We start from the raw sequence: 19,730 nt of genomic DNA, 5'->3' as shown, positions 1-19,730 counted from the left end.
GGGGCCGGGGGTGAGGGAGCGTGGTTGGAGAGGCGGCATCAGGTCATGCGTAGGCCAGGCGCACAAGCTTCGGGCTGGCCTCTCGTCGGGACGCGCGGCGCACCCTACAGGCTAGTTGCGTCGTTCTACGATGTAGCGGGCCAGGTCGCGTAGCGGCTCGGCGCTTTCGTCGAACGAGCGCAAGGCGTGCAGGGCCTGGTCGCGTAGTTCCAGGGCGTAGGCCTTGGCGGGGTCGAGGCCGAGCAGGGCGGGGTAGGTGGGTTTGTCGTGGGCCTGGTCCTTGCCCTGGGTCTTGCCCAGGGTGGCGGTGTCGCTTTCCACGTCGAGGATGTCGTCCTGCACCTGGAAGGCCAGGCCGATGGCTTGCGCGTAGCTGTGCAGGGCCTTGAGGCTGCGTTCGTCGGCATGCCCGCTGGCCAGGGCGCCGAGGCGTACGCTGGCTTCGATCAGCGCGCCGGTCTTGTGCCGGTGCATGGTCTCCAGGGCCTGCTGGTCGAGCTTGTGGCCGACCGAGCCGAGGTCGATGGCCTGGCCGCCGACCATCCCCGCCGGGCCGGCGGCGCGGCCCAGGCTGGCGAGCATGGCCAGGCGGGTCTCGGCGTCGTGGGGGTTGCGCCGCGGGTCGGCGAGCACTTCGAAGGCCAGGCTCTGCAAGCCGTCGCCGGCGAGGATCGCGCTGGCTTCGTCGAAGGCCTTGTGGGTGGTCGGCTGGCCACGGCGCAGGTCATCGTCGTCCATCGCCGGCAGGTCGTCGTGGACCAGCGAGTAGGCGTGGATCAGCTCCACCGCGCAGGCCGCGCCGTCGGCCTGTTCGTCACGGCCGCCGAGTGCTTCGCAGGCGGCGTAGACCAGCAGCGGGCGGACCCGCTTGCCGCCGTTCATCACGCTGTAGCGCATGGCCTGGTAGAGGCGTTCCAGCTCCGTGCGCGGGGCCTGGATCAGACGGTCGAGCGCGGCGTCGACGCGCTGCTGGCAGCGCTTCTGGTAGCTGGCGATCATGCCGGCTCGTCCGTGTCGAACGGTGCTTCCTGCAGTTCGCCGTCACGTTCGAGGAGGATCTGTACCTTCTGTTCGGCCTGGGCCAGGGCGTCCTGGCACTCGCGGGTCAGGCGGATGCCCTGCTCGAAGGCGGCCAGCGAGTCTTCCAGCGACAACTCGCCGCTTTCCAGGCGTTCGACCAGGGTTTGCAGTTCGGCGAGCGACTGCTCGAAATCAGGGGCGTTCTTCTTGCGGGCCATGAGGCTTCACTCGGCGGGAATTCAGCGGCGCGACACTAGCAGAGCGGCGCGCGGCAGGGCAAATCGCATGGGCGCAGGAGAAACATGAACGGGCCCGTGGGCCCGTTCCGTGTCGCGCTGGCTACAGGTCGTAGTGGGCCAGCTCGCGGGCGATCAGCAGGCGCTGGATCTCGCTGGAGCCCTCGTAGATCTGGGTGATGCGCGCGTCGCGGTAGTACTTCTCCACCGGATAGTCCTCCAGGTAGCCGTAGCCGCCGTGGATCTGCATGGCCTTGGAGCAGACCCGCTCGGCCATTTCCGAGGCGAACAGCTTGGCCTGCGAGGCTTCCGACAGGCAGGGCAGGTCGGTGCTCTTCAGCCGTGCCGCGTGGAGGACCAGCAGGCGCGTGGCGTTGAGCTGGGTGTGCATGTCGGCGAGCAGGTTGGCCACGCTCTGGTGCTCGATGATCGGCTTGCCGAACTGGATGCGTTCGCGCGCGTAGCCGAGCGCCGCTTCGAAGGCCGCGCGGGCGATGCCCAGGGCCTGGGCGGCGATGCCGATGCGGCCGCCTTCGAGGTTGGAGAGGGCGATGGCCAGGCCCTTGCCGCGCTCGCCGAGCAGGTTCGCTTCGGGGACCGCGCATTCGTTGAGGGTCACCGCGCAGGTGTCGGAAGCCCTGATGCCCATCTTGTGCTCGCTGCGGTCGACCACGAAGCCAGGGGTGTCGGTCGGCACCAGGAAGGCCGACAGGCCCTTCTTGCCCAGCTCCGGGTCGGTGACGGCGAAGACGATCGCCAGCTTGGCGCGCTTGCCGTTGCTGACGAACTGCTTGGCGCCGTTGATCACCCACCGGCCGCCGCGCAGTTCGGCGCGGGTGCGCAGGTTGTGCGCTTCCGAGCCGGCCTGCGGTTCGGTCAGGCAGAAGCAGCCGATGGCCTGGCCGCTGGCGAGGCTCGGCAGCCATTCCTCCTTCTGAGCCTGGGTGCCGTAGCGCAGGACCGGTCCGCAGCCCACCGAATTGTGGATGCTCATCAGCGCGCCGGTGGCGCCGTCGCCGGCGGAAATCTCTTCCACCGCCAGGGCGTAGGCGACGTAGTCGATGTAGGAGCCGCCCCATTCTTCCGGAACCACCATGCCGAGCAGGCCCAGGTTGCCCATCTGGCTCACCAGGGCGTCGTCGATCCAGCCGGCCTTTTCCCATTCCTGGGCCTTGGGCGCGATCTCGCGGCGGGCGAAATCGCGGGCCAGGTCGCGGATCATGCGTTGTTCTTCGCTCAGTTCGAGGTCGTGCATCGGTCTCTCTCTCGTTCTGTGACGCGGCTCAGGCGCTGCGCTGGGCCTTGCCGCTGGCCGGCTGGAAGCCGCTGAACAGGTCGTCCACGCGGGCGGGGTCGAGTTCCGCCAGTGTCGGCGGGTTCCAGCGCGGTGTCTTGTCCTTGTCGACGATCAGTGCGCGCACGCCTTCCATGATGTCACCCTTGGCGAACCATTGGCGGTCGAGGTGCAGTTCCAGTTCGAAGCAGGCTTCGAGCGGCAGGTCGCGGCCACGGCGCAGCAGTTCCAGGGTCACGCTCATGGCCAGCGGCGAGCGGCTGTCGAGCAGCTTGACGGTCTGCCCGGCCCAGTCCTGGAACTCGGGGCGGCTTTCCGCCAGCAGCGAGGCGTGGATCGCCGGCAGGTCGGGCAGGGCGAAGTGTTCGTCGATGGCCGGGCGCAGGGCCTGGAGTTCGGCGCCCGGCAGCTTGTTGCCGGCCAGGGTGGCGAGCAGGCTGCGCAGGGCCTCGTGCGGGTGGCCGGTCCAGCCCATGTTGTCCAGGCAGCGGTCGAACTCGGCGAGCTGTTCGCTGGGCAGGCACCAGTCGGCCAGCCGCGTGTACAGCGCGTCGGCGGCGCGGATCTGGATGCCGGTGACGCCGAGGTAGAGCCCCAGTTCGCCCGGCAGGCGCGAGAGGAAGTAGCTGCCGCCGACGTCCGGGAAGTAGCCGATGCCGGTTTCCGGCATGCCCATCCGGGCCCGCTCGGTGACCACCCGCAGCGCCGCGCCCTGGACCAGGCCCATGCCGCCGCCGAGGACGAAGCCGTCCATCAGCGCGACGATGGGTTTGCGGTAGGCGTGGATGTACTGGTCGAGGGCGTATTCCTCCTCGAAGAACGTGGTGTGCAGGTCGCCGCCGGCCAGGTAGCTGTCGTACAGCGCGCGGATGTCGCCGCCGGCGCAGAACGCCTTCTCGCCATTGGCGCGCAGGACCACGGCGAGGATCGCCGGGTCGTGTTCCCAGGCGCTCAGCCGTCGCTGGATGGAACGGATCATCGGCAGGGTCAGCGCGTTCAGCCCGGCCGGGCGGTTCAGCGTCAGGTGGCCGACGCGGTTGCGTACCTCGGCCAATACGGGCGCTTCGGCGTCGCTCATGCTCAGGCCTCTTGCTTGCGGTAGAAGTTGATGATGGCGGAGAAGTCCAGGGCGCCGTTGCCCTGCTGGCTGAAGCTCTGGTAGAGCTGCTGTGCCGCCGCGCCGAGCAGTACCGGCTGGCGCGCCTGCCTGGCCGCCTCGGTGGCGAGGCCGAGGTCCTTGAGCATCAGGTCGGTGCCGAAGCCGCCGCTGTAGCCGCGCGACGCCGGCACGTTGTCCAGCACGCCGGGGAAGGGGTTGTAGGTGTCCGAACTCCAGCAGCGGCCGCTGGAGGTGTTGATCACCCCGGCCAGCACGCTGGCGTCCATGCCCAGCGCCACGCCGAGGGCCATGGCTTCGGCCACGCCGATCATCGAGATGCCGAGCAGCATGTTGTTGGCGACCTTGGCCACCTGGCCGTTGCCGGCGCCGCCGCAGTGCACGATGTTCTTGCCCATGCTGGCGAGGATCGGCCGGGCGCGCTCGAAGTCGCCGGCCTCGCCGCCGACCATGAAGGTCAGGGTGCCGGCCGCCGCGCCGCCGGTGCCGCCGGAGACCGGTGCGTCGAGCATCGGGTTGCCGTGGGCGACGGCCGCCGCGGCCACTTCGCGGGCGCTGTGCGGGTCGATGGTCGAGGAGTCGATCAGCAGCACGCCTTCGCGCACGTTGGCCAGCAGGCCGTCTTCGCCGAGGTACACGCCCTTCACGTGGGCGGCGGCCGGCAGCATGGTGATGATCGCCTCGACATCGGTGCGGGCCAGGGCGGCGGGGGAGGCGGCCGCCGTGGCGCCGGCCTCGACCAGGCCGGCGAGCGCCGGGGCCGAGGGATCGAAGACGGTCAGCGCGTGGCCGGCCTTGAGCAGATTGCGGGCCATGGGCGCGCCCATGTTGCCGAGACCGAGAAAGCCGATATGCATGGCGATACCTCTGTTGTTGTCGTTATGCGTCCCGTGGCCCTTCGGAGCGGGGCGCAGCGGATCGTTCGCTCCCTCACCCCAGCCCTCTCCCGAGGGGAGAGGGAGCCGGGCAGTTCGTAGGGTGGAAAACCGCGAAGCGTTTTCCACCATCGCGGCGGTGGATGTGAAAAGCGACATCCACCCTACGGAAGCTGTCAGCGGTGCTTGAATTGCGCCGGTCGTTTCTCGACGAAGGCGGCCATGCCTTCCTTCTGGTCGTGGGTGGCGAACACCGAGTGGAAGATCCGCCGCTCGAAGCGCAGGCCCTCGCTGAGGCTGCCTTCGAAGGCGCGGTTGACGCTTTCCTTGACCATCATCACCGCCGGCAGCGACTTCGAAGCGATGCCCTGGGCGGCCTCGAGGGTCTTCTCCAGCAGTTGTTCCGCCGGGAAGACGCGGGCCACCAGGCCGGCGCGTTCGGCTTCCTCGGCGGTCAACTGGCGGCCGGTCAGGCACAGTTCCATGGCCTTGGACTTGCCCAGGGCGTGGGTCAGGCGCTGGGTGCCGCCGATCGCCGGCAGCACGCCGAGGGTGACTTCCGGCAGGCCGAAGCGGGCGTTGTCGGCGGCGTAGATGAAGTCGCACATCAGCGCCAGCTCGCAGCCGCCGCCCAGGGCGTAGCCGGCTACCGCGGCGATGATCGGCTTGCGGCGGTTGGCGATGCGGTCGGCGGCGGAGAAGAAGTCGTCCAGGTAGATCTGCGGAAAGGTCAGCTCGGCCATTTCCTTGATGTCCGCACCGGCGGCGAAGGCCTTGGGCGAGCCGGTGATGACGATGCAGCCGATGGCCGGGTCGCTTTCCAGGCGGTCGAGGGCCTGGTTGAGTTCGGCGATCAACTGGCTGTTCAGCGCGTTGAGCGCTTTCGGGCGGTTCAGGGTGACCAGCCCGACGCGCTCCCGTACTTCGAGCAGCAGGGTTTCGTAGCTCATCTGGGGGAATCCTCGGCAAGGGGCCGGCGCGCGAGGGCGCCGGCCCGGGTCGTCACTTGAGGTTGATGGTGGTGTTCACCGGGCCGCCGACTTCGTTCTCGTCGAACCAGCGTTCGGTGACCGTCTTGGTCTGGGTGTAGAACTGCACCACCTGCTTGCCGTAGGGGCCGAGGTCGCCGAGCTTGGAGCCGCGCGAGCCGGTGAAGGAGAACATCGGCACCGGTACCGGGATCGGCACGTTGATGCCTACCTGGCCGACGTCGATCTCTTCCTGGAAGTGCCGGGCGGCGGCGCCGGAGCGGGTGAAGATGGCGGTGCCGTTGCCGTTCGGGTTGGCGTTGATCAGCTCGATGGCTTCGTCGAGGCTGTCGGCCGCCATCACGCAGAGCACTGGTCCGAAGATCTCTTCCTTGTAGATGGTCATCTCGGGCGTGACGCCGGAGAAGATGGTCGGGCCGACGAAGTTGCCCTTGGCATAGCCGGGAACCTCCGGATTGCGACCGTCCAGCACCAGTTCCGCGCCTTCGCCCACGCCGCGCTCGATCAGGCCGCTGACGCGCTCGAAGGCGGAGCAGGAGACCAGCGGGCCGACATCGGTGCCCGGCTCGACGCCGGCGTTGACCTTGAGCGACCTGGCCTTCTCGGCCAGTTCCGGCAGCCAGCTCTGCGCCTCGCCCACCAGGATCGCCACCGACAGCGCCATGCAGCGCTGCCCGGCGGCGCCGAAGGCCGCGCCGGCGAGGTTGTTGAGGGTCTGTTCCTTGTTGGCGTCGGGCAGGATGATCGCGTGGTTCTTCGCGCCCATCATGCACTGCACGCGCTTGCCGGCCTGGCTGGCGCGGTTGTAGACGTGGGTGCCGACCCGGGTCGAGCCGACGAAGGACACCGCCTTGATGTCCGGGTGATCGCAGATCAGGTTGACCGCCTCGGCGCCGCCGTGCACCACGTTCAGCACGCCGGCCGGGATGCCGGCCTCCAGCGCCAGTTCGGCCAGGCGCATGGTCACCATCGGGTCCTGCTCGGAGGGCTTGAGGACGAAGGTGTTGCCGGTGGCGATGGCCATCGGGAACATCCACAGCGGGATCATCGCCGGGAAGTTGAACGGCGTGATGCCGGCGCACACGCCCAGCGGTTGCAGCAGGGTATAGGTGTCGACGCCGCCGGCCACGTTGTTGGCCAGTTCGCCGAGTTGCAGGTTGCCGATCCCCGCCGCGTGCTCGACCACTTCCAGGCCACGGAACACGTCGCCTTCGGCATCGGCCAGGGTCTTGCCCTGTTCGGCGGTGAGGATCGCCGCCAGTTCCTTCATGTTCTCGCGGATCAGTTGCTGGTACTTGAGGAAGATCCGCGCGCGGGTGCCGATCGGGGTCTTGCGCCAGGTCTTGAAGGCTTCCTTGGCGCTGGCCACCGCGGCGTTCATTTCCTCGACGGTGGCGAAGGGCACGCGGGCGAGAACTTCCTGGGTGGCCGGGTTGACCACGTCGCGCCACTCGCGGGTGGTGGATTCGACCAGCTCACCGCCGATCAGCAGCTTGACGGTGGGAATGGCGTTCCGGGTATTGGCTTGCGCTGTCATTGTTCTTGTCTCCAGCCTCTTGAGAGTGGATGCGGAGGGCATCGGCGTCGAAACCCTTTCCATCGATCCTAGCAGTGCGTTTTTGCTGGTAGCAATGCGATCTCGTGCAAGGCTATTCTGCATTTTTGCACAGCGAGCGGGGCCGCCGGATGGATTGGGACAACCTGCGCTATTTCCTCGAACTTTCCCGCGCCGGCCGGCTGACCGCTGCCGCGCGCCGCCTGGGCGTGGACCACACCACCGTGGCGCGCCGTGTGCAGGCCCTGGAGAAGAGCCTGGAGGCGCAGTTGTTCCTGCGCAGTACCGGCGGCTACAGCCTGACCGAGGCGGGGCGGGACCTGCTGCCGCAGGCCGAAGCGATGGAGAGCGCCTTCTCGGCCATCGAGAGGACCCGCGAAGACCAGCAGGAAAGCCTCTCCGGCCACGTGCGCATCGGCACGACCGAGGGCTACGGGGCGATGATGCTGGCGCCCCAGCTCGCGGAGCTCACCAGGCGCTATCCCAACCTCGGCATCGACCTGCTCGCCGTACCGCGCATGCTCCACATGTCGCGGCGCGAGGCGGACATCGTGATCACCCTGGAGCGCCCGGAGCGCGGGCCGTTCATCATCACCAGGCTGACCGACTACGTGCTCCGGCTGTACGCCTCGGCCGACTACCTGGCGGGCCATCCGCCGATACGCGGCCGGGACGACCTGCGCGAACACAGCTTCGTCAGCTACATCGACGACCTGCTGTACAGCAAGGAGCTGTTCTACCTCGACGAGATCGGCAAGCCCCTGCACATCGCCTTGCGCAGCACCAGCATCCTCGCCCAGCAGCAGGCGGCCGCCGCCGGGGCGGGGATCGCCATTCTCCCGGCCTTCGCCGCCGATGCCGACTCGCGGCTGCACTGCGTGCTCGGCGAGCAGATAGCCTTCACCCGCACCTTCTGGATGCTGATGCCCATCGAGCTGAAGGACATCGCGCGGATGAAGACCACCTGGAACTTCCTGCGCGAAAAGGCCGCCGCCAGCCAGGACGTGCTGATGAGCCGGCCGGGCGTCTGAGGCGGCCGGCCCATCGCGGGCCAGCGCTCATTCCCTGACGTAGCGACCGGGAGCGGGCTCCAGGGGCGGGTACTCGGCGCTGCCCAGGCGCTCGACGGCCTGCCTGCGCTTGCCGGCCTGGGCCGCCAGCCAGGCGAACCAGTCGGTCCACCAACTGCCGGGGTGCTGCTCGGCGCTGGCGAACCAATCGTCCGGGCTGGCCGGCGTGTCTGCGTTGGTCCAGTACTGGCGTTTGTTTTTCGCCGGCGGGTTGAGCACCCCGGCGATGTGCCCGGAGGCGCCGAGGACGAAGCGGCAGGGGCCGCTCAGCAGGGCGGTGCTGGCGTAGGCGCTGTGCCAGGGCACGATGTGGTCGTCCTGGGTGCCGAGGATGTAGGCGGGCGCCTCGATGCGCCGCAGGTCCAGCTTGACGCCGCAGCTCTCCAGCTCGCCGCTCTTCAGGTCGTTCTGCAGGTAGGTGTGGCGCAGGTACCAGCAGTACATGGGGCCGGGCAGGTTGGTGCTGTCGTTGTTCCAGAACAGCAGGTCCAGCGCGGGCGGCTTCTGGCCCTTGAGGTACTTGTCGACGTGGTAGTTCCACCACAGTTCGTTGGGGCGCAGCAGGGAGAAGGTGTTGCCCATGTCCTCGCCCCGGAACAGGCCGGTGGGGCCGCCCTGGCCGCCGATGGTGCGCTCGCGGTAGCTCACCATCTGTTCGTCGATGAACACGTCGATCTGGCCGGTATCGAGGTAGTCGAGGAAGGTCGCCAGCAGGCTCAGGCTGGCGATGTCCCGGTCGCCACGGGCGGCGAGTATCGCCAGGGCGCTGGTCAGCATGGTGCCGCCGATGCAGAAGCCCACGCAGTTGAGCCGCCGTTCGCCGCTGATCGCGCGGACCACCCGTAGTGCGGCGATCACGCCGTCCTGGATCAGGTCGTCCATGTCCAGGCCGGACTGCTCCTGGCCGAAGTTGCGCCAGGACATCAGGAACACCGGGTGGCCTTCTTCCAGCAGGTGGCGGACCAGGGAGTTCTCCGGGCGCAGGTCGAGGATGTAGTACTTGTTGATCGCCGGCGGGACGATGAACAGGGGCGTCCGGTACTGGGTCTCGGTCAGCGGCCGGTACTGGATCAACTGGAAGATGTGGTTCTCGAACACCACCTCGCCGGGGGTGATCGCCAGGTTGACGCCCACCTCGAACTCGCCGGCGTCGCACTGGCGCAGCTTGCCTTCCCGCATGTCGCCGAGCAGGTGGAGGAGGCCGGTGAACAGGCTGGCGCCGCCGGTCTCCGCCAGCCGTTGCAGGGCGTCGGGGTTGCTCGGCAGGAAGTTGCTCGGCGCGCTGGCGGCGACGGTCTGCTCGACCAGGTAGTGCAGCCGCTTGCGTGGTTTTTCCACGTCGATGGGCAGCAGGGCCGCCAGCTTGAGCAGGTAGCCGGAGTTGAGCAGGTAGAAGGCGGCCAGCGAGCCGAACATCGGTTCGCTCCAGTTGGCGCCGGCGAAGCGGCGGTCGCTGAAGTCGAACGGCCGCAGGGTCAGCAGTTGCTGGGCGAGGGCGAGCCATTCCTGCTGGTAGTCGCTCTGCAGGTGGTCGAGCTGCTCGGCCGGCACCTCGAACCAGCGGCTCTGGTCGTAGTCGCTGAACCAGGGGTTCCGCGCCATCCACAGGCGCAGTTGCTGAAGCACCAGGCTGGCCACGAACGGGGCCTGGCCCGACCAATAGGCATTGAAGGTGTGCGGGTTGTCCATGCGGGGCTCCCTGGCAAACGGCAAGCACCGCCCCGATCGCGGGGCGGCCGGTCCTGGTGGTACGAGGGTCGATGGCGGGTGCCGTACGCGGGTGTCGTTCAGCGCTCGATGGCCAGGGCCACGCCTTGGCCGCCGCCGATGCACAGGGTGGCGAGACCCTTCTTCGCATCGCGCTTGATCATCTCGTGCAGCAGGCTGACCAGGATGCGCGCACCGGAAGCGCCGATGGGGTGGCCGAGGGCGATGGCGCCGCCGTTGACGTTGACCTTCGCCGCGTCCCAGCCGAGATCCTTGCCGACCGCCAGCGACTGGGCGGCGAAGGCTTCGTTGGCTTCGATCAGGTCGAGGTCGGCCAGGCTCCAGCCGGCTTTCTCCAGTGTCCGGCGGGTGGCCGGCACCGGGCCGATGCCCATGATCGACGGATCGACCCCCGCGCTGGCGTAGGCCTTGATCCTGGCCAGGACCGGCAGGCCCAGGGCCTCGGCCTTGGCGGCACTGGCGAGGATCAGCACGGCCGCGCCGTCGTTGAGGGTCGAGGCATTGCCGGCGGTCACCGTGCCGTCTTTCTTGAACGCCGGCCTGAGCTTGGCCAGGGCGTCGGCGGTGGTGCCGGCGCGTGGCTGTTCGTCGATGGCGAAGGCCACCGGATCGCCCTTGCGCCGCGGGATCAGGACCGGGGTGATCTCGTCGGCGAAGCGCCCGGCCTCGATGGCGGCCAGCGCCTTCTGCTGGGATGCGGCGGCGAAGGCGTCCTGCTGTTCGCGGCTGATGCCGTACTGCTCCACCAGGTTCTCGGCGGTGATGCCCATGTGGTAGTCGTTGAAGGCGTCCCACAGGCCGTCCTGGATCAGGCTGTCGAGCAGTTGCGCATGTCCCATGCGCAGGCCGGTGCGCGCCTTCGGCAACACATAGGGCGCCAGGCTCATGTTCTCCTGGCCGCCGGCGACGACCAGCTCGGCGTCTCCGCAGCGGATCGCCTGGATCGCCAGGTGCACGGACTTGAGTCCGGAACCGCAGACCTTGTTGAGGGTCAGGGCGGGTACTTCGGCGGGCAGGCCAGCGGCGATCGCCGCCTGGCGCGCCGGGTTCTGTCCGGCGCCGGCGGTTAGGACCTGGCCGAGGATCACCTCGTCCACTGCGGACGCGGCGATGCCGGTCTTTTCCAGCAGGGCGCGGATCAGCGCGGCGCCCAGCTCGGGGGCGGGAACGTCCGCCAGCGAGCCCTGGAAGCTGCCGATGGCGGTACGGGTTGCGGCGACTATCACCACGTCGGTCATGGTTCACCTCTCGGGGTCGGGAATCGTGGTCACTGCATGTTCATGCCGCCGTTCACCGAGAAGTCGGCGCCGGTGGCATAGGCGGATTCCGTCGAGGCCAGCCAGGCCACGATGGAGGCGATTTCCTCGGGCTGGCCGAGTCGCCCGACCGGGATGCCGGCGATCATGCCTTCGAGGATGTCCGGGCGGATGGCGGCGGTCATGTCGGTCTGGATGTAGCCGGGAGAGACGGTGTTGACGGTCACCCCCTTGCCGCTCACTTCCCGCGCCAGCGCCATGGTGAAGCCGTGGATGCCGGCCTTGGCCGCCGAGTAGTTGGTCTGGCCGAACTGGCCGCGCTGGCCGTTGATCGAGGAGATGTTGATGATCCGTCCCCAGTTCCGCGCCAGCATGCTGTCGATGACCTGCTTGGTGGTGTTGAACAGGCCGTTGAGGTTGGTCTCGATCACCGCGCGCCAGTTTTCCGGAGTCAGCTTGCGGAAGGTTGCGTCGCGGGTGATGCCGGCGTTGTTCACCAGCACGTCGATCGGGCCGACGCTCTCCCGCACCAGCTCGAAGCCCTGGCGCGTGCTCTCCCAGTCGGTGATGTCGCAGTCCACGCAGTGGAAGTGATAACCGGCCTCCTGTTGCCGGCTTATCCAGTCGTTCTTGCGGCTGGATGCCGGACTGCAGCCGACCACCACGGTGAAACCCTCGCGGTGCAGGCGCTGGCTGATCGCCGTGCCGATGCCGCCCATTCCCCCAGTGACCAGTGCGATGCGAGCTGAATCGGTCATTGGCCGTCCCCCCCGATGTGAATGTGAGTGTGCTGCCAGGGCAGTGTCTGGCAGCGGGAAGGGCTGAACAATGTTCCGGGGCGACGCTGGATTGTCCTTCGGTGACAGGACGGCCGGTCACGGACATTCGGTTCGGTATTGATCTGGATCAGTAGATGGGCGAGGGGCGTGATTAGTATCGGGACGAAACGAGGAGGTGAGCAGTCCTTCGCAAACGGGAGGAGCATCGGTCATGTATCGGGTCAGCGCGGGTGGCGTGGCGTTATTGGTGAATATGTTGCGCGCGGAGGGCCTGGATGCCTCGCGATTGTGTCGCGAGGCGGGGTTGGACATGGGCCAGCTCGGGCAGGCGGATGCATTCTTCAGGCGGCAGGACGCCTACAGGCTGATGGAGCTTGCCGCCCTGGAGTCCGGCAATCCGGGCATAGGCCTGCGGGCCCATGCGCATTTCCTGCCGGGCAGCTTCCAGATGGTGGGCTACGTGATGATGTCCAGCCCGAACATGAAGGTGGCGCTGGAACAACTGTCGCGCTTTTCCCCGTTGATCGGGAGCGGCTTCTCCGTGACCCTGGCTCCGGAGGGCCGCGCCTTGCTGCGCCTGTCCTTCGCGGAACATCCCCAGGACGGTTATCCCCAGCCCAGGCAGTTCGAGGATGCCGGGGTCGCCGCCTTGCTGGGGTTCTGCCGCTGGCTGACCGGGGAGGGCCAGCCGCAGCCGCGACAGCTCACCTTCACCTACGACGAGCCGGCGGATACCGCCGAGTACCAGAAGCTGTCCGCTTGCCCGCTGCATTTCGGCGCGCGGCACACCAGCATCCTGTTCGACCGGCATGAACTGCTGCGTCCGCTGAGTACCGCCAACGAGGTGATGGCGTTGCTGCATGGGCGTTTCGCCGAATTCCGCCTCCGGCAACTGTACGGCGGCTCCTACAGCGCCCGGGTACAGACCATGGTCATCGAGAGCCTGAACCAGGGCGCCTGCGACATGGAGTCCATCGCGATGGCCCTGTGCATCAGCAAGCGCACGCTGCAACGAGGGCTGGCCAGGGAAGGGGCGAACTTCAAGGACATCCTCAGCGATGCCCGGCGACAGATGGCCGACTACTACCTGCGGCATTGCCCGTACGACCTGACTCGCGTGGGCGAACTTCTGGCCTTCAAGGACCAGAGCAGCTTCCACAAGGCCTGCCTGCGCTGGTTCGGCATGTCGCCCGGGCGCTATCGGGCTGGAGGGCGTGAGGGGGATTGTGCGGTGGCTTGAGGGCTGATGGAGTTTGGCTTCCACGCAGCTCTAGGGGCGGTCATCAAGTCCGCCCCTCACCCCAACCCTGGTTACACCCCCCGCTCCGGAGGGAGCGGGAGCAGATCGACACAGTGGGAAAGCACGGAGTCCTGCGGCACGCACGGATACTCCCCTCTCCCCCTGGGAGAGGGGCCGGGGGTGAGGGGCGGAGTGTCATTGCAAGTCATGGCCTGGCTGGAACCTAGCCCAAAGACCGCCCATCCCGATACAACCGCCAAGCATGCCGGGCGAGCATGCTTTCCTCGTCGGTGGCGATCACCAGCAGCGAGCGGGCGCTGTCCGCGCTGGAGATGCGCTCGGCGTTGCGCCGGTTGGCGTCCGCGTCGAGGCGCAGGTCGAACAGCGGGGCCAGGCGTTCCACCACCTGAGCGCGCAGTTCGGCATCCTTCTCGCCGATGCCGGCGGTGAACACCAGCGCATCCAGCCCGCCGAGGCTGACGGCCAGCCGTCCGACCTCCTGGGCGATGCGATAGGCGTAGTGGTCGATGGCCAACCGGGCGTGGGGTTCCTGGCTGGCGCGCAGGGCGAGCATGTCGCTGCTCACTCCGGAGATGCCGAGCAGCCCGGAGCGGCGATAGAGCAGTTCCTCCAGGCTTCGCGCATCCTCGCCCCGGGCCAGCAGGTGGAGCAGCACGCCGGGATCGAGGGCGCCGCAGCGGCTGCCCATCGGCAGGCCGTCCAGGGCGCTGAAGCCGGTGGTCACCTCGACGCTGCGTCCACCCTCGATGCCGCACAGGCTGGAGCCGCTGCCCAGGTGGGCGATCACCACCTTGCCGCGGGCGATCTCCGGCGCCACCTCGGCCAGGCGCAGGCTGACGTATTCGAAGGACAGGCCGTGGAAGCCGTAGCGGCGTATGCCCTGTTCGTACAGTGGATAGGGAAGGGCGAAGAGCTGGCTGAGTTCGTCGCGTCCGGCATGGAAGGCGGTGTCGAAGCAGGCGACCTGGGGCAACTCGGGCATGTCATCGAGCACCGCCTGGATCGGTGCCAGGTTGTAGGGCTGGTGCAGCGGCGCCAGGGGTTCGAAGGCGCGCAACTGGTCCAGCACTGGGCGATCCACACGCACTGGTGCGCTGAACAGGCCGCCACCGTGCACTACGCGGTGGCTGATCAGTGCCGGCTGCTCGCCGCGCAGGCCGTTGGCCAGCGCCAGGTCCACCAGGCGGAAAGCGGCCTGCATGTCGGCGACCTGTTCGGCCGGGAAGGTCTGGTCGAACAGGTGGGTGCCGTCGGCCAGGACGACCTGGAGGCGGGGGCGTATCCCGATGCCGTCCAGCTTGCCGCGCGCCCTCGGTGTCGGCGCCTCGTGTTCGGGATGGCCGGTGAACAGGCCGATCCTGATGCTCGACGAACCGGCGTTGACGGTGAGGATGCGCTCGCCACCGGGCAGGCTCATGCCGTCACTCCCAGGGCCAGGGCGGCCCGCCGGGCCTCGGCCAGCAACACGCCCAGCGCGCAACTGGCGATGCGCGAGCGCGGGCTGTCGGAGCGGCTGGTGAAGACGATGGGCACCCGGGCGCCGAGCACCAGCCCGGCGGACTCCGCTCCGGCCAGGTAGATCAGTTGCTTGGCCAGGATGTTGCCCGCCTCCAGGTCGGGGACCAGGAGGATGTCCGGGTCGCCGGCGACTTCCGACTGGATGCCCTTGATCCGCGCGGCCTCGGCGCTGATGGCGTTGTCGAAGGCCAGAGGGCCGTCGAGCAGGGCACCCTGGATCTGTCCGCGCAGCGACATCACCACCAGCACCGCGGCTTCCAGGGTCGACGGTAGCTTGGCGTTGATCGTCTCCACCGCCGACAGCAGGGCGACCTTGGGCCGCTCGACGCCGAGGGCGTGGAGCAGGTCGATGGCGTTACGGCAGATGTCCGCCTTGTCGTCCAGGCCGGGAAAGATGTTCACCGCGGCATCGGTGACGAACAGTGTCTTGTGGTAGCTGGGCACGCTCATGGCGAACACATGGCTCAGGCGCCGTTCAGTGCGCAGGCCGCTGTCCCTGGCGAGCACCGCATGGAGCAGTTCGTCGCTGTGCAGGCTGCCCTTCATCAGCATCCCGGCGCGGCCCTCGCGGACCAGGGCGACGGCACGCTCGGCGGCGGCGTGGCTGTGCGGCACGTTCTCCAGCGGCAGGTCGCCGAGCGTCAGGCCGGCGGCCGTGGCGGTGGCCTCGATCTTGTGCCGGGGGCCGACCAGTATCGGCGCGATCAGCCCCTGCCGGGCAGCTTCCAGCGCACCCCGCAGGGCGCCGGCCTCGCAGGGGTGGACCACGGCCGTGGGCAGGGGTGGCAGGTTGGCGCAGCGTTGCAACAGCTCGGCGTAGTGATCCTGGCTCATTGGCTTTCACCTTTCCCCGTGCCGCGTACCGGCCGACTGCGCTTCGGCGCCTTGGCGGGGGCGGCGTCTGTCGCTGCGGGGGCCGGCGGTTCGGGAGCGGCCGGTTGCGGCTTGGCCGATGGCACGACCCTGGTGGTTTTCCGCTTGGCTGGCGCGGCCGGCTTCGCGGTGGCTTCTGGCGCCGGTGGCGCGGCGAGGGCGAAGCCGGGCAGGGGGCGTTCCAGCACGCGGTGCAGTTCCCGCCAGAGTTCGCCGACCGGTCCTTCGGCGACCAGCAGCTCCGGCACCAGGTGGACGACGGCGTCGAGCACTCGCTGGCGCTCTTCGACGGGGATCAGCAGGGGCAGGGTCTTCAGGCTTTCCTCTGGATGGGCGAAGACCAGCAGGCCCTGGAGGTGAGTGGTGTCGCGCAGGGTCAGCGGGTCGATGTCGAACTGCTCGATCAGCATCCGGCTCTGCTGGGCGAGCTGTTCGATGCGCTCCTTGCCGATCTTGCCGCCGACGTGGCCGAGCAGGAACAGGATGCGCGCCAGCCCCTCCAGGCTGCCGCCGCGCGGCAGGGCGTCATGCAGGCGGTCGACCAGCGCCTTGTCCCGTTGCCGGACACGCTCCTCCTGGGAGCGCGGCCGCTTGCCGCCGGTCAGCGTGCTGAGCCCGCCGTAGAAGGCATGGAAGGTCATCTCCTGGGCGGCGTCGCGGATGTCCCGGTAGGTGTCCAGTTGTGCCTCCACCTGGCTGGAGAACCACTCCTGCCAGGCGAACAACGGGTTGTCCGCCGGGGCCGGGCGGCGGTGCTCCCGTGTCAGGGCGGCCGTGCCCGCCAGCCACCAGAGCGCCGGGTTCAGGCTGCTCCAGGCCACCTGCCGCTGATGGAAGGGGTTCAGCCGGCGCAGCAGGTCGGCGAGGGGTTCGTTGACGGTCCGCCGCATCCATGGCCGTACCAGCCAGTCGTAGAGTGTGCTGTTGAGCTCCGAGACGCGCTGCACCAGGGCGAACTCGCGCTCGTCGTCGCGGCCGTCCTCGTCGTCGCGGAGGATGTCGGCGATCTTCCTGGGCTCGAAGTGCACGGCATATTCCGTGGGCTCGCCCGGCGACTGGCCCGGAATGTCGTCGATGACCAGTTCGAACAGGCCGGGCGGCAGCAGGCTGATGGCATCGATCGCGCCCAGCAACTGGCGGTGCTCGCGGCGCGCGACCTTGCCGGAGACGAAGATGCCCAGGTGGCCGACGCTGGCATGGCGCAGGTAGACGATGGTGCGGCCGGCGCTGCGCAGGGACAGGTCGCTGGGGTAGACGTCGGCGATCCAGTTGAGCGCCTGCTGCGGCGGGGTGATGTTGTCCCCGTAGGAGCAGAACACCACCACCGGCGCCTCGATGCGGCGCAGGTCGATGCTCGTGCTGCGCCGCTCGTAGCCGCTGGCCAGCCGGTTGCCGATGAACAGGTCGTCGACGATGGATTCGATTTCCTCGCTGTTGAGCAGGGTGGGGCTGCCCCACCAGCGCTCGAATTCGAGGAAGCGCGGCGCTTCGCTGTCGATCTCGCGGAACAGGTCGTAATACTTGCTCCACAGGGTATTGGCCGGGTTGAGGCTCTCGAAGTTGCTGACCAGCCAGGTGCCGTCGAAGCGGCCGTTGCCCAGGTCGCTGCCCAGCCGGGTCATCCAGGCGCCGCCGAGCAGGCCGCCGGCGTAGCGCATCGGGTTGCGGCCGTTGACCCCGGCCCAGTAGGACAGCGGTGCGCCGTTGATGATCACCAGGCCCGGCAGTTCCGGACGCGCCGCCGCCAGCCCCATCAACGCCCAGCCGGCCTGGCAGTTGCCGATCACCACCGGCTTTCCGGCGGCGGGATGGCGATCGCCGACCGCCTCGATGAAGCGCGCCTCGGCCTCGGCGATGTCGAGCAGGGTCTGGCCCGGTTCGGGCGCATGGCTGAAGGAGATGAAGTAGGTGGGATGCCCGGCGCGCAGGCTCTCGCCGATTTCCGAATCCTGCTTGAAGCCGCCGATGCCGGCGCCGTGGCCGCCACGCGGATCGACGACGATCACCGGGCGGCGGCCTTCGTCCACCGGCTGGTCAGGCCCCGGGAGGATGCGCAGCAGGGAATAGTTGACCGGATGGTGCAGGTCGCGCCCGTCGATCAGCACCTCGTAGGGAAACTTCAGCACCAGCGGGTAGCCGGCGCGTTCGTGGGCCAGGGTGTTGTCGCCGCGCTGGCGCAGGGTGTCCCAGAACAGCAGGGTGCGCTGGCCCAGGTCGACCATGTATTCCCACCACTGGCCGGCGCTCGGCTGGCGCAACTGGCCCGCGCGCACGGGGGCGAGGACCGTCTTCTGACGCTGGCCCAGCGCATCGAGCACGATGTCCAGGTGCAGTCGGTGCAACTGGCCCAGGTGATCGAACAGGTTGTGGAAGGATGAGAAGCTGTCTTCCTGCTTTGCACAATAAGCCTTTTGGGCCATGACCGTCTCCCGTTTCTGGCTGCCGGAGCGCATGCCCGTACTTGGCGAGGCTGTCTGATCCGGGGTGAATGACGCGGCAGAGGCTTCCTTATAGCCAAAGGTGGGACGTCAGGCAAAAGAATTTTTTGCACTGCAAAAATATTTTCTTGTCATGGCTTTTTTGCGGTGCAACAATCGAGACGTGCTCCACCTCCGGAAGAGGCGCACGGCGTTTTTCATTCGACTCGATCACCTGTGGCGGGGATGCCATGCGGCGCAATCGAGCCGGCACATGCGGAATCAGGCCAGACGGCCGCCCACTGCCCAGGAGACTCGATCATGTCCCTATTCGATACGGAAAAATTGAACAAGGCCCAAAAAGCCAACCTCGACCTGCTGCAACAGATCAGCGGCAAGCTGTTCGAAGGCGCCGAACAGCTCGGCCAACTGCAACTCAAGGCGCTGAGGGCGACGGCCGACGCGCAGTTCGACAGCCTGCGCAAGCTGGTGTCGATCCGCGACCCGCAGGCATTCGTCGAGTGGCAGGCGTCCTTCGCCCAGCCCACTGCCCAGGCCGAGCGCGTCCTGGAATTCAATCGCCAGGTGTACGAGCTGATTTCCGGCACCCAGGCGGAAATCGCCAAGCTCGCCGAGCGCCAGGTGGAAGCGGGCGCCAAGCAGGCGCAGGAACTGGTCGAGGTGATCGCCAAGAACGCGCCGGCTGGTTCGGAGCCGGCCGTGGCGGTGTTCAAGTCGGCCCTGGAGACCGCCAGCAGCGTCTATGAAAGCGCGCAGAAGGCGGCCAAGCAGGCCGCCGAGATCGCCGAGAGCGGCATCGCCGCGGCAGCCTCCGCCGCCGGTCAGGCGACTCGCGAAGCGGGCAAGGCCGCGGGTGGTTCGCGCAAGCAGGCGTAATCGCTAAAGCGTTGGCCGGCGATGGCGACGAGGATCACTCCTCGTCGCCATTTTTTTTCTTGTCGGGGCCGCTCTTGCCGGGAGGCACGCCACCGAACAGGCCGAACAGGTTCTGGGTGTTCAGGTAGAGGTTCTTCGACTGCTCGATGTATTGCTCCATCAGGTTCTGCATCACCGGCACCTGCTTGTGCATGAACTCGCTCCACGCCTGCGAGGACTGCACGCCGGTCTGGGTCTGGATGTCGATGATGGTCTGGATGCTCTTTTCCAGGTAGCTGCCGAGCATGCCCTGGAAGGGGCCGTAGAAGCGGATGATGCTCTTGAGCATGTCGCTGGAGAAGATCGGCTCGCCGTCGCTTTCCGCCTCCTGGATGATCTGCATCAGGATGCTGCGGGTCAGGTCTTCCCCGCTTTTCGCATCGACGACCTGGAAGGGGATTTCGTCGATGACCATCTGCCGGATGTCCGCCAGGGTCACGTGGCTGCTGCTGTGGGTGTCGTACAGGCGGCGGTTGGGGTATTTCTTGATGAGGCGCGGGCGATTCTTGTCTGGCATGGGTTTCTCACGCGGGGCAACGAGCAGGAGCAGTGTACTCCAGTATCGGGTGTTTCCCGCCGGTTCCGTCGGGGTTGGGGCGGGTGGCTTTGGGTGTGGGGCAGTGAAGAAGCTCAGGTAGGGGCCTCCCTTTCCTGTATACGGGAGGCACGCTTAGGGGATCGATTCCGCCCCTCACCCCAACCCTGGCTACGCGCCCCGCTCCGGAGGGAGAGGGGGAAGAACGGCGTGGCGGGAAAGCACGGAGCCCGACGGCACGCACGGATACTCCCCTCTCCCCCCCGGGAGA

At 67.9% G+C, this 19,730-nt stretch carries 17 protein-coding genes; 3 read left to right on the top strand and 14 right to left on the bottom strand.

Going from position 1 to position 19,730, the window contains the following annotated elements; translation table 11 throughout:
* Window positions 1-111: 111 nt before the first annotated feature.
* The 7 genes from ispA to PSEWESI4_RS14740 all read right to left on the bottom strand — a co-directional run bounded on the left by ispA (window position 112) and on the right by PSEWESI4_RS14740 (window position 7,068).
* Window positions 112-999, bottom strand: a complete 888-nt coding sequence (ispA, locus tag PSEWESI4_RS14770; RefSeq protein WP_187671973.1) for a (2E,6E)-farnesyl diphosphate synthase — start codon at window positions 997-999, stop codon at window positions 112-114.
* Window positions 996-1,238: an exodeoxyribonuclease VII small subunit gene (locus PSEWESI4_RS14765; protein WP_187671972.1), complete on the bottom strand. Its 243-nt coding sequence runs from the start codon at window positions 1,236-1,238 to the stop codon at window positions 996-998. The genes ispA and PSEWESI4_RS14765 overlap by 4 nt, the downstream gene beginning before the upstream one ends.
* A gap of 121 nt (window positions 1,239-1,359) precedes the next feature.
* The gene (locus PSEWESI4_RS14760; protein ID WP_187671971.1) at window positions 1,360-2,511 is read right to left on the bottom strand and encodes an acyl-CoA dehydrogenase family protein; all 1,152 of its coding nucleotides are present in this window, start codon (window positions 2,509-2,511) and stop codon (window positions 1,360-1,362) included.
* Window positions 2,512-2,539: 28 nt separating this feature from the next.
* Window positions 2,540-3,628, bottom strand: coding sequence for an enoyl-CoA hydratase/isomerase family protein (locus PSEWESI4_RS14755; RefSeq protein ID WP_187671970.1), 1,089 nt, complete (start codon window positions 3,626-3,628; stop codon window positions 2,540-2,542).
* A 2-nt stretch (window positions 3,629-3,630) separates the two neighbouring features.
* Window positions 3,631-4,524: a 3-hydroxyisobutyrate dehydrogenase gene (gene mmsB, locus PSEWESI4_RS14750; RefSeq protein ID WP_187671969.1), complete on the bottom strand. Its 894-nt coding sequence runs from the start codon at window positions 4,522-4,524 to the stop codon at window positions 3,631-3,633.
* A gap of 194 nt (window positions 4,525-4,718) precedes the next feature.
* A complete protein-coding gene (locus PSEWESI4_RS14745; protein WP_187671968.1) occupies window positions 4,719-5,492 on the bottom strand; it encodes an enoyl-CoA hydratase in 774 nt (257 codons plus the stop codon).
* Between the two features lie 52 nt (window positions 5,493-5,544).
* Complete coding sequence (locus PSEWESI4_RS14740; RefSeq protein ID WP_187671967.1) at window positions 5,545-7,068, bottom strand: CoA-acylating methylmalonate-semialdehyde dehydrogenase; 1,524 nt, start codon at window positions 7,066-7,068, stop codon at window positions 5,545-5,547.
* A 149-nt stretch (window positions 7,069-7,217) separates the two neighbouring features.
* Between PSEWESI4_RS14740 and PSEWESI4_RS14735 the strand changes: the two genes are divergently transcribed.
* Window positions 7,218-8,117, top strand: a complete 900-nt coding sequence (locus tag PSEWESI4_RS14735; protein WP_187671966.1) for a LysR family transcriptional regulator — start codon at window positions 7,218-7,220, stop codon at window positions 8,115-8,117.
* A gap of 27 nt (window positions 8,118-8,144) precedes the next feature.
* On the opposite strand, the gene phaC is transcribed toward PSEWESI4_RS14735, so the two are convergent.
* From phaC to phbB, 3 genes are all read right to left on the bottom strand, one after another.
* Complete coding sequence (gene phaC, locus PSEWESI4_RS14730) at window positions 8,145-9,845, bottom strand: class I poly(R)-hydroxyalkanoic acid synthase (protein WP_187671965.1); 1,701 nt, start codon at window positions 9,843-9,845, stop codon at window positions 8,145-8,147.
* A gap of 98 nt (window positions 9,846-9,943) precedes the next feature.
* Window positions 9,944-11,122 carry an acetyl-CoA C-acetyltransferase gene (locus PSEWESI4_RS14725; RefSeq protein ID WP_187671964.1) on the bottom strand — a complete coding sequence of 393 codons (1,179 nt, stop codon included), beginning with the start codon at window positions 11,120-11,122 and terminating at the stop codon, window positions 9,944-9,946.
* Window positions 11,123-11,151: 29 nt separating this feature from the next.
* Window positions 11,152-11,898, bottom strand: coding sequence for an acetoacetyl-CoA reductase (gene phbB / locus PSEWESI4_RS14720; protein ID WP_187671963.1), 747 nt, complete (start codon window positions 11,896-11,898; stop codon window positions 11,152-11,154).
* A gap of 232 nt (window positions 11,899-12,130) precedes the next feature.
* Between phbB and PSEWESI4_RS14715 the strand changes: the two genes are divergently transcribed.
* Window positions 12,131-13,159, top strand: coding sequence for an AraC family transcriptional regulator (locus PSEWESI4_RS14715; protein ID WP_187671962.1), 1,029 nt, complete (start codon window positions 12,131-12,133; stop codon window positions 13,157-13,159).
* 223 nt (window positions 13,160-13,382) lie between these two features.
* Here PSEWESI4_RS14715 and PSEWESI4_RS14710 read toward each other — a convergent pair whose 3' ends face one another.
* The 3 genes from PSEWESI4_RS14710 to PSEWESI4_RS14700 are packed head-to-tail and all read right to left on the bottom strand — an operon-like array spanning window position 13,383 to window position 17,991.
* On the bottom strand, window positions 13,383-14,597 hold the full coding sequence (locus tag PSEWESI4_RS14710) for an acetate/propionate family kinase (protein WP_187671961.1): 1,215 nt from the start codon (window positions 14,595-14,597) through the stop codon (window positions 13,383-13,385).
* The gene (locus tag PSEWESI4_RS14705; protein ID WP_187671960.1) at window positions 14,594-15,532 is read right to left on the bottom strand and encodes a bifunctional enoyl-CoA hydratase/phosphate acetyltransferase; all 939 of its coding nucleotides are present in this window, start codon (window positions 15,530-15,532) and stop codon (window positions 14,594-14,596) included. Before PSEWESI4_RS14705 ends, PSEWESI4_RS14710 begins: the two co-directional genes overlap by 4 nt.
* Complete coding sequence (locus PSEWESI4_RS14700; RefSeq protein ID WP_187671959.1) at window positions 15,529-17,991, bottom strand: DUF3141 domain-containing protein; 2,463 nt, start codon at window positions 17,989-17,991, stop codon at window positions 15,529-15,531. Before PSEWESI4_RS14700 ends, PSEWESI4_RS14705 begins: the two co-directional genes overlap by 4 nt.
* Window positions 17,992-18,309: 318 nt before the next feature.
* Here PSEWESI4_RS14700 and phaP point away from each other — a divergent pair, with 318 nt between their 5' ends.
* Window positions 18,310-18,885 (top strand): TIGR01841 family phasin, encoded by a 576-nt coding sequence (phaP, locus tag PSEWESI4_RS14695; protein WP_187671958.1) that lies wholly within the window; start codon window positions 18,310-18,312, stop codon window positions 18,883-18,885.
* Between the two features lie 34 nt (window positions 18,886-18,919).
* Here the strand turns inward: phaP and phaR are convergent, their stop codons facing one another.
* Complete coding sequence (gene phaR, locus PSEWESI4_RS14690; RefSeq protein WP_187671957.1) at window positions 18,920-19,441, bottom strand: polyhydroxyalkanoate synthesis repressor PhaR; 522 nt, start codon at window positions 19,439-19,441, stop codon at window positions 18,920-18,922.
* Window positions 19,442-19,730: the final 289 nt, after the last annotated feature.

Source organism: Zestomonas carbonaria (assembly GCF_904061905.1).
GTDB lineage: Bacteria > Pseudomonadota > Gammaproteobacteria > Pseudomonadales > Pseudomonadaceae > Aquipseudomonas > Aquipseudomonas carbonaria.
Note: the sequence above shows the minus strand (reverse complement) of the source record. Positions and strands in the feature narration are given on the sequence as shown.